This is a genomic window from Psychrobacter sp. FDAARGOS_221 (genome assembly GCF_002313155.2).
GTDB lineage: Bacteria > Pseudomonadota > Gammaproteobacteria > Pseudomonadales > Moraxellaceae > Psychrobacter.
The window spans coordinates 1583622-1597449 of sequence record NZ_NWFK02000001.1 but is presented as its reverse complement, the minus strand read 5'-3'; the positions used below and the strand labels follow the sequence as shown (position 1 = coordinate 1597449).

Sequence of the window (13828 nt, the reverse complement as noted above, 5' to 3'; positions counted from 1 at the left end):
TCTATCTATAATCCTATAATCTAACGACTAGATACCTAGCTATAATCTATAATCAAACAGGCTGATGGCTTGTGATTAAAGATCGTAAATACCTGTGATTAAAGAGAGTGAGTAAAGCCTGTGACGAAAGACAGTAAACCTACTAAAAGTCGAGTATCTGGCGTGATACTGATCGATAAGCCACAAGGCATCACCTCACAGCAGGTGGTATCAAAGGTCAAATATCTGCTTAAATCACCAAACCACGATAGCAAAAAAGCAGGTCACACCGGTACGCTTGATCCGATGGCAACCGGTTTATTGCCAGTTTGTCTGGGTGAGGCTACTAAGTTTAGTCATTATCAGCTAGATGCTTATAAGTCTTATCAAGCGGTGATTAAGTTAGGGCAACAGACAGATACTGGCGACGCTGAAGGCCAAGTTGTCACCGAAATGGCTGTGCCTGATATTGATCAGCAAATGCTAAATAAAGTTGCCGAGCAGTTTACAGGCTATATCGAACAAATACCGCCAATGTATTCCGCCCTAAAAAAAGACGGCAAAAAGCTGTATGAATATGCTCGAGCTGGCATTGAGGTTGAGCGCAAGTCACGACCACTGCATATCACCAAGCTTAGCTTACAGCCAGGTAATGCAGAAGATGGGCTGATATTAGATGTCACCTGTTCAAAAGGCACCTACGTTAGAGTCTTGGGTGAGGATATTGCCGCTGCATTAGGTAGTGTCGGGCATTTGACCGCATTACGTCGCACTCAAGTGGGTGAGTTTGATATTGCAAATGCGATAACCTTGGATCAACTAGAAGCGTTAGAGCATGAGCAGCGGCTTGCAGCTTTACTCGGCATTGATGCTTGTATTCCGGATATACCGGTACTGGTTGTGTCAGATGAGGATTGTGCGCGTCTGCATATGGGTCAGCGTCTTAATGTTAAGTCACAAATCAAATCTGAGCTTGAGACCTATATCGCCGATGCATTAAAAGCAGTTGCTGCTGATAACGAGCAAGCGGTTGATATTCGTTTGTTCAGCGCTGATAATCAGTTTTTAGGATTAGGTCGATTAGAGGCCAATGGCCGATTACAGCCGAAGAAGATGATTCAGCGTTAAACGCTTTGTTTAAATCTTATGATTAATCTATTTAAGCAGTAATTTGCTTTATCGAAACCTCCTAATGGAGGTTTTTTTGTGCCTATTGAATTTTAACCTTCAAGTGACAACAGTTACTTTCTCCCAACATAACTAACAATCCCATACATTTGCTTGCAACTGACCCCTACAGAATGCCGCCTCTAACCGATATGCTAAATACATAAGCTACTGATTAGGCCGAATAGCGAATTAATCATAAAAACAACTCATTATAAGAATAATAAGTCATAACGAAAAATATCAGACTAATTAAGGCCTAACACTAACTAAAGCAATTATAAAAGTAGCTACCACATTCACGCACCAAGTAATGGGAGCAAATGATTATGAGTAAGACTGTCGCATTTTTACTACATTCATATTTTGAACAGTCAGAGTACGCAGAAGTCGATCGTCTTTTAAAAGACAAAGGTTATAACACCGTATTAATCACGACCAACGATGACAAGCAAGTACAGGCGATGGAAGGCGACGTTGAAAAAGTGGGCACTTATAATGCGGACTTGTTTTTAAAAGATGCCAATGTCGATGACTATGACGCCATTGTGCTTCCAGGCGGTACAGTAAATGCTGATACCATTCGTCAGAATCAAGAGGCACAACGCTTTGTGAAGCAGTTTTATGATGCCAATAAAACCGTTGCTGCAATTTGTCACGCGCCTTGGTTGCTGGTCAATACGGGACTAGTTAAAGGTAAGACACTAACTGCTTATCCAAGCCTACAAACCGACATTAATAACGCTGGTGGTACTTATGTTGATAAACAGGTGCAGCAAGATGGGGTGATTATTACCTCACGTAACCCCGATGATATTGAGGCATTTGTTGAGGCCATTGATAAGGCACTGAGCTAAGTTTTATTAAAGTTTAAAGTACTGTTTTTTTTAAAGTATTAACTATTGAAGCACTAACTAATTGAAAAATTAACGAACCGCACTCGTATTTCTACGACTGCTATTTAATCAATAATCAATAAAAGGAAATTATTATGTCAAACTCAGATGATAAGAAAAGATATCCACAGCAACAACCAGAAGCAGAGCTAACTGCCCTAAAAAATCAGGTTGATGGTAATTTAGGACCGAATAAAAATAAAGATCCTAAAGAAGCGGCAGAAGGCCTAGCGGACAACTTAGAACACTCACGTACTAAATAAATTTACCAACTGGAGTTGTTTATGAGTAACGACGCAAATGGTGTAAAGGCAACGCTAAAAGGCGAGGCCATCGATAAGTCTTTAGAACAGCATGAAAGCCCAGATAACCTAGCAGAGGCGACAACAGTGGCATTAGATGATGATGCGCTTGGCGGTCATGCAACTGAAGATGACGTCAAAAAGTAATTTGTTAAATTATTGTCTATTCGATAAAAAACTACCCACTCATGGGTAGTTTTTTGTTATAATGCTAGGCTTACTTGGTCATTTTTTTAGGTCATCTCTAGTAATGCAGGGATGTCCCCAATAAAATCGACCTTATTTATCGCAAGCATTGCAGGAGATAGTTATGCTAACCAAAACAGATCGTGAACAAATCGTTGCCCAATACCAACGCGCACCTGGTGACACTGGTTCACCTGAAGTACAAATTGCTTTGTTAACCGCTCGTATCAATGACCTACAAGCTCACTTTAAAGCACACAAGGCTGATCACCATAGCCGCCGTGGTTTGATTCGTATGGTTAACCAACGTCGTAAGCTTTTAGACTACTTAAAAGGCAAAAATTTAGATCGTTATGTAGAGCTAATCAGCCAGTTAGGTTTACGTCGTTAATTTATCTACTCAGTTTGAGTGGATAGGTAGAGCCAAGCGATTGGTGTTATGCCTAACTTGTGCGTCTATCTAACGAAGTAGAAAAAACGGTGTGAATATTTCACGCCGTTTTTTGTATCAGTTGCTTTTATCTCACCGAGGGGTGATTTAACCTAATAAAACCGGATTAAGGTTGGGCTAAATATCCTGTAACTGACTTTTTTAGTCAACTATTGGTCAAGTCTTTCAAATCCCTGTAAAATAAGAACCTGTCCTATTGCAGACAGCAGGCTTCTAACGTTTAACATGTTTTAGTACTTTAGTTTGGTCTGAAATATAAAACCTCTATCCTATAGCTTTATATCTACTTTTTCATGCGCATATCCAGCAACCAGCGAATATCCAAAAAAGTAAATATAAAAACAACTAGTGATAGTCTGTATTAATAACCCTAAGCATATAGCCACAAGCAGACATATAACTATAAGCATAAAGGTACCAATACGCATAAGCTGTTAAACGTTAGAGGCTGTAACTTGGTCTCAAAGGATGTGTTCATTCATTTATATCTCGAATATATAAAAATAGGAAAAATTAATGTCAATGTTCAATACCATTTCTCGTGAATTCCAATACGGCAACGAACAAGTTGTTATCGAAACCGGCCGTATCGCTAGACAAGCCAATTCAGTATTGGTCCATATGGGCGGTGTGTCTGTATTGGTTGCTGCTGTTGTGAAAAGCGAAGCCAAAGAAGGTCAAAACTTCTTCCCGCTAACCGTTAACTATCAAGAAAAAATGTACGCTGCGGGTAAAATCCCTGGTGCCTACGGTAAGCGTGAAGGCCGTCCAACAGAGTTTGAAACCTTAACCTCACGTCTAATTGACCGTCCAATTCGTCCGTTATTCCCTGAAGGTTATGTTAACGAAATCCAAATCACTGCCACAGTGGTTTCTAGTGATAAGAAACACTACGCTGATATTGCAGCAATGATTGGTGCATCAGCAGCACTGGCTATTTCTAGCGCACCATTTAATGGTCCTATCGGTGGTGCTCGCGTTGGCTTTATCGATGGCGAATATGTGCTTAACCCATCAATCGAAGAGCTAGAGCAAAGTGATCTAGACTTAGTAGTTGCGGGTACTAAATCTGCGGTATTAATGGTTGAATCAGAAGCCGCTGAGCTGTCTGAAGATCAGATGCTAGGTGCTGTATTATACGGTCATGAGCAACAGCAAATTGTGATCGATAACATCATTGAACTGGCCAAAGCGGTTGGTACTGAGAAGCAAGAATTTGTAGCGCCTGAAGTAGACGCTGAATTAAAACAGCAGTTAGTATCACAGTTTGGTAAGCAAGTTGCTGAAGCATACTCAATCAGCGATAAGCAAGATCGTTATGAAAGATTAGATGAGATCAAAGCAGCCGCTATTGAAGCGCTAGCTGGTGACCCTGAAGCGGACGAGTTTGCTGACAAAGAATCGCAAGTTAAAGATATCTATGATGATCTAAAATACCGCACTGTACGTGACGCTATCTTGTCAGGTAAGCCACGTATCGATGGTCGTGACCTAGATACCGTTCGTGCGCTTGATATCCAAGTGGGCGTTCTACCTTATACTCATGGTTCAGCATTGTTCACTCGTGGTGAAACTCAGGCACTAGTAACGACCACACTAGGTAACACTCGTGACGTGAACTTGATTGATTCATTGGCGGGTACTATCCATGATCATTTCATGTTGCATTATAACTTCCCACACTTCTCAGTAGGCGAAACCGGCCGTGAAGGTGTGCCTAAGCGTCGTGAAATCGGTCATGGCCGTCTAGCACGCCGTGGTGTTCAAGCCATGCTACCAGACAGCGATCGCTTCCCATATGTAATCCGTGTGGTATCAGAAATCACTGAATCAAACGGTTCATCATCAATGGCCTCAGTTTGTGGTGCAAGCTTAGCGTTAATGGACGCCGGTGTACCAATGAAAGCGCCAGTAGCTGGTATCGCTATGGGTCTGGTTAAAGAAGGCGATCGTTTCGCGGTATTGTCAGACATCTTAGGTGACGAAGATCACTTAGGCGATATGGACTTTAAAGTAGCCGGTTCAAAAGACGGTATCACTGCACTACAGATGGATATCAAAATCGAAGGTATTACCCCAGATATCATGGAAAAAGCGCTTGAGCAAGCACACGCTGGCCGTATCCATATCCTAAACGCAATGAACGAAGTATTGCCTGCTAGCCGTACTGAAATCAACGCACACGCGCCAAATTATGCAGTAATGGAAATCAACTCGGACAAAATCCGTGACGTAATCGGTAAAGGCGGCGCAACCATCCGTCAGCTAACCGAAGACACTGGCGCTGTTATCGATATCGATGACAACGGTACCATTCGTATCTTTGGTGAGAATAAAGCCGCCACTAAAGAAGCGATCCGTCAGATTGAAGCAATAACTGCTGAAGTTGAAGTGGGTAAAGTGTACAAAGGTACGGTTGCTCGTGTGGTCGACTTTGGTGCATTCGTGACCGTATTGCCAGGTACTGATGGTCTGGTACATATCTCACAAATCGCTGATGAGCGTGTTGAAAGCGTGTCTGATTATCTTAAAGAAGGTCAGGAAATCAATGTATTGGTACAAGACGTTGATAACCGCGGTCGTATTAAGCTAACTATGAAAGGCGTTGAGCAAGACGCTTAATGGTTGTTTTAAGCACACTCTAAGCTAAGTAAGCTTAGAACGATGCGTAAATAAAGACAGCGCGTAAATAAAAACACCTATCTGGTTCAGATAGGTGTTTTTTTATGGCTAATAAAACAAGGAGAGCTGACTTATCAGTCTGAACTTGAGACCTTATATTAAAATTAAAGCTTTAAGCTCAAGCCACCATCGACGGGTAGGGTAACACCGGTTAATGAGCGGTTGTCTTCATCGGCCAAAAAGGTAATGACCTCAACCGCTTCACTTAGCTCAACCAATTTGCCTAACGGACTTTGTGATACGAACTCTCTTTCGATATCACTGTTTTCGCAGTTGTCTGCTGTGGTCAGTCCAATCACGACAGCATTGGCGCGGATGCCTTGCTCACTGTACTGAAGCGCTAAGTCGCTAACACGTTTAGCAGCGGCCTGTTTGGCTTCAGCGTAAGCCTCAAAGCTCCATTTGGCTTCTGTATCAGACAATAAAGAGACTTCAACAATATTGCCGTTACTTTTGCTCAGCTCTTCAAGCAGAGGGGTTTCCATAGTGACTGTGGTGTTGATATTAATCATTGAGTCAATATGGCTGTATTTATCCATCACATAATTTACCAGCTTTTTTGCTTGCTCATGATTGGTAATATCAGAGGTAACAGACAAGTGGTTGCCAGCATTAATCCAGGTGTGATCCTCTGGAAGCTCATCGGCAATGTAGCTGAGTACTTTGTCATTCATGCCAATAAGCACGATGTTAGCGCCTTCTCTGGCAAGTCTTAATGCAGTAGCACGACCCAGGCTTGAGTCTGCACCGGTTATGATAATAACTTTATCGTTAAAACGTTTCATATTAATTGGCCTTATTTTTGCGACTGGATTTTAGTCGTCGATTTTATTTATATTAATCACTTATTCTGTGTCTATATTCTCTAAGTCTGTGCTTTCTAGCTATCTTTATGCTCACGAGCTAAATTATTCTCACCAGCTATTTTCATTCTCACGAGATATAGGTATGTTCGGCTCATTGGTTGGCTTTTATATAACCCTGTTAATCAGTAAGCGTATCAATCTTATTGTATATTTTGACAATATCAATATTAACCAAGGTTAGCAACCACTGCCATGGCTGAGTTGTGTAATTTAGCATAATTAAGTTGCCAAAATTTAGGCAACAAAAAAGGCAGCGCGAGGCTGCCTTTTTTGGGGATACCCATGTATTAACGCGAGGTTATTAACACGGGTATCTTGTGAATAAGAAGACAGATTTTGATTATCGTTGATTAAACGATTACTTGTCTTCTGAACCAGGTACTGAAGGCTCATCACCTGAAACGGTAGTGATAGAAGGCTCTTCACCTGTTTTCTTTGCAGTATCTGCAATGGCTTTAGACGCTTTCTTTTTCTCAGCTTCTGCTTCAGCTTTGTCTTGTAGCTTGCGTAGGAAGCGAGCAGCGGCTTCTTGACCACCAAGACCAAATGATAGAGCGAAAGCAACCGCAACAGCGCCTAGAGTTAGACCAAAGGCTAGGTTAACGATAGAGTCTGCAATACCCATTGCTTTTAGACCCATAGCCAATACCAGACCCATGATAAGCACGCGTACGATATTTGCTAATAGCTTAGAACCTTGATCTGAACGCTCAACCACACCAGCGATAAGGTTGGCTAACCAGAAACCGATAGTTAGGATGATAGCGCCTAGAATAATATCTGCACCAAAAGTGATGAACATGGTGATGATACCACTGATGGCTTCAAAGCCTAATAGGTCAGCAACCATGATGCCAGCAAATAACATGCTGAAGAAGATAATACCATGACCAACTAAGTCTGATACTTTCGTCTCACCTAGAGCACTGTCTAGACCTACTTTTGCAGGTAGGGCGTTAACAGTCGTGTTCTCAAGGATGCCTTTGATAACGTTAGCAACCATCTTCATGATGAAGTAAGTCACAACTAAGATAGCAGCTGCCGTGAAGATATTTGGCAATGCACTGCTGATCTTGTTAAGCATATTGGTTGCAGGACGTGAAATAACTTCAATATTCAACTTCTCAAGAGCCGCGATGACTGTTGGGATGATGATTAATAAGAAGACTAGTGAACCAGCAATTTTTGGAAGGCTGTTTTCACGTTCGTTACTGATACCTGCTTTTTCAGCAAAACCTTGCAAGTTAAGCGTTGATACCATGTTAACCACGATACCACGAACAACCTTAGCAATGATTAAGCCAACGAAGAAGATGATAGCAGCGCCAACGATATTTGGTATGAAGCTAACTGCTTTGTTTAGCATACCAGTTAGTGGTGCAAATAGGCCTTCTAATTGAAGCTGACCCAATACCATAACTAGCGTAAACAGTAAGATAACCCAATATACGATATCAGCAATAGTGCCGCTCATTGGCTGAATACCAGCTTCAGAGCTTAGCTTTTCGTCTAAAGTGGTTTTCGATAGGGCAGTATTGATTGCAGTACGTGCAACAGTTGCAACGACCCAACCAACCACACCAACAGCAACAGCAGCTAATAAGGTTGGAATGAATGATAGAACGCTATCAATCATATTAGCGAATGGTGCTGAAATAGCGTTTAAGCTCAGCATGCTTAATGCGCCAGAGATGGCCATTAAGAATACAAACCAGAAAACAATCTTAGAAATTAAGCTTTCTAGATCGTAAGTTTTACCTGTTGAGGTATTCATACGTTGGTTTAAGTTAACGCGAGCTAATAAATTGCGTGTAACACCGCCAAGTGCCATTGCAATTAACCAGCCGATAACGAATACCAAAATAGCCGCGATAATCGAGCCAATTGGTCCGCCAAGATTGTTATTAAACCAAACAAACATGTTGTCCACGTTGTTTCTCCTATAATGTATAGCAATATAAAATAAAGATCTTTATCAGCCTCTTTATAATAGAAATTTGTTTTATTAGTTTCAGCTATTTGAGTGAATTGAAAGTTATGAATAATATTTGTTCGACTTATTTATCAGATGAATAATGATAAGAAAAACAAGTCATAACAAAACATTCAAATAGCACTAAAGGCTTTCAATTAACCAGTTAACCAATAGTTTAATGAGTTATTATAATCTATTTAGCCGACCATTATGAATCTAAATATTTAACTTAATATTTAAAAAGACTAATCAAAACCAAGCCTTTGTTGATAATTTTAGTTTGCGTTATTAAGCTTTTAGCAATATTAGATACACGTTGTCTTTATAATTGAAAGTTTACAACGACACTTTATCGGAATAGTTAACATTAATAAACCGCTTTTTATAAAGTTAGTTTGAATATATGTGTCTAAAAGGGCAGTTATTAACATTTTCTATACAATAATAGGCCATATTAACCAAGCCGTATGGTGATTGAATTTCAATTTTGCTATTATGGCACCTATTATAGGATAAGAAATTTACCAAAATATTAACGTACAACCCAAGACATCGGATTGGGTTTTTTTAATACATCATTTTTAAGACACAATAGCGTGTTCAATTCACAATAGAGACAGTTAATTTATGAAAAAATTCATGACCCCGAAACTATTAGCCACTGCCATGTTAGCTACCCTTGTATCTGTCGGCTGTGCAAATAATGGTAACAAGACAGAAAACGGCGGCTCTAGCGCAACCGTAACTGAGCAGAGCTCTGAGCTTGAAAAGGTAGGTTACAGCTTAGGTTATGCCACTGCTGAAGGCTATAGAGAGTCACTAGATGATCTGAACATCGATACTTTTGAACAAGGCTTCCGTGATGCTTTCGCCGGTAAAGATGCGGTATTAAGTGATGAGCACATGAATGAAGTCATGACTAAGTATCAAGAGAAAAAACAAGCCGAAATGATGGAAAAAATGCAGCAAGAAGCGGCGACTAACAAAGAAGAAGGTGATAAGTTCTTAGCAGAAAACGCGAAGAAAGAAGGCGTGAAGACCACAGAGTCTGGCTTACAATATAAAGTGATTAAAGCAGGTACAGGTAAGTCTCCAACTGAAAAAGACATGGTTAAATTAAACTATGAAGGTAAGTTATTAGACGGCACCGTATTTGACAGCTCTTATGACAGAGACGAGCCAGTTGTCTTCCCAGTAGGAGGCTTAATCACTGGTTTCACTGAAGGCTTACAGCTAATGAAAGAAGGCGGCGAGTATGAATTATATATTCCTGCAGACTTAGCGTATGGCGAAATTGGTAACGAAGGTATTGCGCCAAACAGCACGCTAATCTTCAAAGTTGAAATGATCGAAGTAAACCCAGAGATGCCTGAGCAACCAGCACAATAAAAAAAGGTTTACTCATAACTTTCAAATAAAAAAACACCTGCTATGAATAGCAGGTGTTTTTTTAATGCAAGACGCTGTTTATGACAAATGCTGTTAACGATAAATAATGATACAGCTTTTGCCGAGTTAGTCGACTTACAGCTTCTTTTTAAATACTTTTGAGTTACGACCATTGTAATAAGTCGTTTGACGCGGCTCAGGTAAAGTATCTGCGTCAACTTCTTCAAATCCTTGCTCAACAAACCAGTGCGCCGTACGTGTGGTTAACGCGAACAGTTGATGGCGACCATGGCTGCGGGCTTGCTGCTCTAAGAATGCCAATAGGTCGGCGCCACGACTGCCATTACGATAGTCTGGATGAATCGCAATTGAGGCCACTTCTGCAGAATCTTCATCCAGTGGATACAGCGCCGCACAGCCTAAAATCATACCATCACGCTCGATAACGCTATACAGCTCAATTTCTTGTTCTAAGCGTTCACGTGAGCGCTGGACTAAGATGCCTTGCGCTTCGAGTGGAGACAGTAGCTCGATAAGACCGACCACATCGTCGATAGTGGCACGGCGAATCTCTTCATAAGGGTCATGGCTGATTAAGGTGCCTGAACCATCACGGGTGAACAGCTCTTCAAGTAAGGCGCCATCTTCAGCGTAAGAAATGATATGAGTACGATGGATACCGGCACGACATGCTTGAGCAGCACAGTGCAAGAAGTAATAGATTTCGCGGTCTAAGTCACGGTCACGTAAGAAGCGATCGACTTCATTCGGTATCATGGCGTGTAGCAAGCGACCTTCTTCGTTGATACCTGTCTCATTGCCTAAAAAGATTAACTTATCAGCGTTTAACGCCACTGCTGCTGATAGAGCAACATCTTCGCCCAATAAGTTGAAGATCTCACCCGTCGCTGAGTAACCCATAGAGCCCAAAATGACCATATGATTGTGCAATAGGTTGTTTTTGATGGCTTCAACGTCGATAGAGCGCACTTCACCGGTCATTTGATAATCGACACCGTCACGAACGCCATAAGGTCTCGCTGTCACGAAGTTACCAGATACCGCATCAATGCGAGAACCGTACATAGGCGAGTTAGCCAGACCCATCGACAGTTGCGCTTCGATTTGCAAACGAATGGCACCGACCGCTTCTAAGATGGTCGGCATCGCTTCTCTTGGCGTCACACGGATGTCATTGTGTAAGGGGGATTGTAGCCCAAGTGCTGCTAAGTTTTTCTCAATTTGTGGTCGTGCACCATGCACCAATACAAGCTTAATGCCTAAGCTATGCAGCAGAGCAAAGTCATGAATGAGATTGCTAAAGTTGGGGTGATTAACAGCTTCGCCGCCAAACATGATGACAAAGGTCTTGCCACGATGGGTATTGATATAAGGGGCTGAGTTGCGAAACCAATGGACATAATCGGGAGTAATCTTAGGCATAGCGGTATCTATCATATCAAAGTATCACAATGGGCTTTAGTTTAAGGGAGTAGAAAAGGGCGTGAACATAAAGGGTTACACAATATTGATAAGCTTTTACGATAACAAAAAATGTCAATTGGAGCTATCTTTATTTTTAGGATACCCCAGTTGTCAGTCTCAATAAATAGTTTATTTAACGCCAGATAACGGTTTTTATTCAATCACACTATGTTGGGTCGTTAACTGGGGGCTTAGAGGGTGTGGATTGTGTCATAGCAAATACAGTCTATAATAGAGAATACGGCTCGCAAGCCAGATACAAACAGAGACATTATTTACAGCAGCAAGCCAATAATAAAAAAAGCCAACAATAAAAGGTGTTTACTTAAATAGCTATTTTGCTATATTGGTGAGCTTAATACCCTTTATCGAATATTGGTTTATCGCATATTGATAAAGGTTAACAGATTTTTAGTGGCTATATTTAGTGATTATATCTAGAGACTATGTCATCACATCGACGGTCATTATTAAACTTTTCTCTGTCATCTTCAGTGATTAGCAACGATCAACCGGCAATTATAAAAAGGAAAGATATTCTATGAAATCTAACATGTTAAATTTTTCTAAACGCATCTCTGGATTAGCGGTTAGCAGCGCAATGTGTCTATTAGCGACTAGCATCAGTGCTCATGCAATGTTACCAACCCCAGAAACAGAGCAGGTTGCAGCAGGCGTTGCGCAAGCGCAAAATGCTCAAGCACAGAACGTACAAGCTCAAAACACCCAAGCCCAAAAAGTAGTGGTTTCAAAAACTGTGGCTGCTTTGGTTAGTGTTGATGCGGAAGGCAATCCAGTGCTACAGCCAATCGATGCCAATACACGCCTACAAAAAGGTAATGTTATTGAATATCATGGCTACTTTACTAACAACAGCGACGACCGTATGCGCAAAATGGACGTCACTATGAGCATTCCAGATGAAGTGAAACTGGTCGGTGAAGTCTTCCCGAAATCAGCTTCAGCCAGTCTAGATGGTCGTGAGTACAACCACATGCCGCTACGTGGCCGTATTGATGGTCAGCTACAGGACTTGCCACTAGAGTATTACAAAAACCTACGCTGGACTATCGAGGGCTTAGAGGCTCACGAAACAGCGGTTGTTAAATATCGCGCCGTTGTACGCTAAGCAATCTAACTGGGTCTGAGCTTTAGATAAGCCGCTGGATCAGTTTAAGTAACTTCCAGCATCCGTGATCCGAGGTAGGTTATCGATGTACAGGTTATTGATGTACAAATTGTTGATATACCGATATCTACAGACCAAAAACCCGCACACCTTTGATAGGTCTGCGGGTATTTTTTTGTTCAAAATATCAATAAAATGCAGTCAATGAAGTACAGTGATGCAATTAAAGGCCAGATAAACCAGTAAGATAAGCTAGTTAAAGCTAGTGAGACGTACTCAGCCGCTGTCTATGATTAACCGTCGCTTGTTCGATGGCGGCTTGAATCGCAGGCAGGTTTTGCTCAGTCGCTTGCACGCCAGCGGCGATGGCTTGTTCTCTATCGATGGTATTGATCGGGCTAATGTCAGCCACTTGCGGGCGGATAACGATATCGGCGCGACTAATCTCAGCTTGATTGGCTGCTTGATAGCTACGCGTCGCTGTCGATGACTGCTTATTAGCGTAGTTGTTATAGCCTTGTTCAATCAGTGACCAAATGCTTTTTTTAGCTTGACCCATTAATGGATTAAAGCCGGTGCTTGATCTGCTGTCACTACTGCCAGTACCCACTTGCAAATCAACGGCAATCACCACATCTGCGCCCAGCGCTTTGGCGGTATCGACTGGAACAATGCTGACCACGCCGCCATCGACATATTTTTTGCCCACAATACCTGAGGTCTTAGGGTCAGGGATACGCGGTGCAATGAACACGTTAGGGACACTGCTGGATGCTTGAACCACCAATCCCGCTTCACCCTCAGTAAATACCGCCTTTTGTTGGCTGTGCTTTTCAGCAGCAACGGCCGCAAAGCGAGTCGGGAAGGCTTCAATGCGTTGGTTATTGACGTGAGTATTAACAAAGTTGCGCAGCTTAGCCCCTTCGATAATACCTTGATAGGAGACGGTAAAGTCGGTGATATCGCTGTCATTAAAAGATACGGCGAGTGATTCTAATTGATCTGCGGATTGGCCACTGGCGTAGATACTGCCAACTAGGCTTCCCACACTGGTGCCAACGATTAGGTTAGGATGGATATCGTGTGCCGCAAGCGACTTTATCACACCCACATGGGCTAAACCTTTGGCGCCACCACCGCCAAGTACCAGTGCAATTACTGGTTCATTAGGGTCAGCTAAGGTTGAGCTTGCCGCTTTTTGTGCAGGCTCAACAGAAGCGCAAGCCGCCAGAAAGCTACTAAGCGTGGCACCGATTACCAGACGTTTTAATAAAAAAGCTTGATTTGCAGACGCTGGTTTGGCGTTGGTTGATGTCATAGC

Annotated in this window: 12 protein-coding genes; 8 read left to right on the top strand and 4 right to left on the bottom strand. The window is 41.9% G+C overall.

Going from position 1 to position 13828, the window contains the following annotated elements; genetic code table 11:
* The first annotated feature begins 120 nt into the window (after window positions 1-120).
* The 6 genes from truB to pnp all read left to right on the top strand — a co-directional run bounded on the left by truB (window position 121) and on the right by pnp (window position 5603).
* Window positions 121-1107: a tRNA pseudouridine(55) synthase TruB gene (truB, locus tag A6J60_RS06645; protein WP_096065283.1), complete on the top strand. Its 987-nt coding sequence runs from the start codon at window positions 121-123 to the stop codon at window positions 1105-1107.
* Between the two features lie 368 nt (window positions 1108-1475).
* Window positions 1476-2003, top strand: coding sequence for a type 1 glutamine amidotransferase domain-containing protein (locus A6J60_RS06640; RefSeq protein ID WP_096065282.1), 528 nt, complete (start codon window positions 1476-1478; stop codon window positions 2001-2003).
* A gap of 134 nt (window positions 2004-2137) precedes the next feature.
* The gene (locus tag A6J60_RS13370; RefSeq protein ID WP_193778033.1) at window positions 2138-2305 is read left to right on the top strand and encodes a hypothetical protein; all 168 of its coding nucleotides are present in this window, start codon (window positions 2138-2140) and stop codon (window positions 2303-2305) included.
* Between the two features lie 21 nt (window positions 2306-2326).
* The gene (locus A6J60_RS13365) at window positions 2327-2491 is read left to right on the top strand and encodes a hypothetical protein (protein ID WP_193778032.1); all 165 of its coding nucleotides are present in this window, start codon (window positions 2327-2329) and stop codon (window positions 2489-2491) included.
* Window positions 2492-2654: 163 nt separating this feature from the next.
* On the top strand, window positions 2655-2921 hold the full coding sequence (gene rpsO, locus A6J60_RS06635) for a 30S ribosomal protein S15 (RefSeq protein WP_096065281.1): 267 nt from the start codon (window positions 2655-2657) through the stop codon (window positions 2919-2921).
* A 576-nt stretch (window positions 2922-3497) separates the two neighbouring features.
* A complete protein-coding gene (gene pnp, locus A6J60_RS06630; RefSeq protein ID WP_096065280.1) occupies window positions 3498-5603 on the top strand; it encodes a polyribonucleotide nucleotidyltransferase in 2106 nt (701 codons plus the stop codon).
* 164 nt (window positions 5604-5767) lie between these two features.
* On the opposite strand, the gene A6J60_RS06625 is transcribed toward pnp, so the two are convergent.
* Together A6J60_RS06625 and A6J60_RS06620 are read right to left on the bottom strand one after the other, a co-directional pair.
* The gene (locus tag A6J60_RS06625) at window positions 5768-6448 is read right to left on the bottom strand and encodes an SDR family NAD(P)-dependent oxidoreductase (RefSeq protein ID WP_096065279.1); all 681 of its coding nucleotides are present in this window, start codon (window positions 6446-6448) and stop codon (window positions 5768-5770) included.
* Between the two features lie 439 nt (window positions 6449-6887).
* Window positions 6888-8450, bottom strand: a complete 1563-nt coding sequence (locus A6J60_RS06620) for a mechanosensitive ion channel (RefSeq protein ID WP_413772380.1) — start codon at window positions 8448-8450, stop codon at window positions 6888-6890.
* A gap of 681 nt (window positions 8451-9131) precedes the next feature.
* On the opposite strand from A6J60_RS06620, the gene A6J60_RS06615 reads away from it, so the two are divergent.
* Entirely contained in the window at window positions 9132-9893 is a 762-nt protein-coding gene (locus A6J60_RS06615; protein WP_096065277.1) for an FKBP-type peptidyl-prolyl cis-trans isomerase, read from the top strand.
* A 135-nt stretch (window positions 9894-10028) separates the two neighbouring features.
* On the opposite strand, the gene argA is transcribed toward A6J60_RS06615, so the two are convergent.
* On the bottom strand, window positions 10029-11351 hold the full coding sequence (gene argA, locus A6J60_RS06610) for an amino-acid N-acetyltransferase (RefSeq protein WP_096065276.1): 1323 nt from the start codon (window positions 11349-11351) through the stop codon (window positions 10029-10031).
* A 568-nt stretch (window positions 11352-11919) separates the two neighbouring features.
* Here argA and A6J60_RS06605 point away from each other — a divergent pair.
* Window positions 11920-12507, top strand: coding sequence for a hypothetical protein (locus tag A6J60_RS06605; protein WP_096065275.1), 588 nt, complete (start codon window positions 11920-11922; stop codon window positions 12505-12507).
* A 262-nt stretch (window positions 12508-12769) separates the two neighbouring features.
* Here A6J60_RS06605 and A6J60_RS06600 read toward each other — a convergent pair whose 3' ends face one another.
* A complete protein-coding gene (locus A6J60_RS06600; RefSeq protein WP_096066506.1) occupies window positions 12770-13825 on the bottom strand; it encodes a patatin-like phospholipase family protein in 1056 nt (351 codons plus the stop codon).
* Between the last annotated feature and the right edge of the window lie 3 nt (window positions 13826-13828).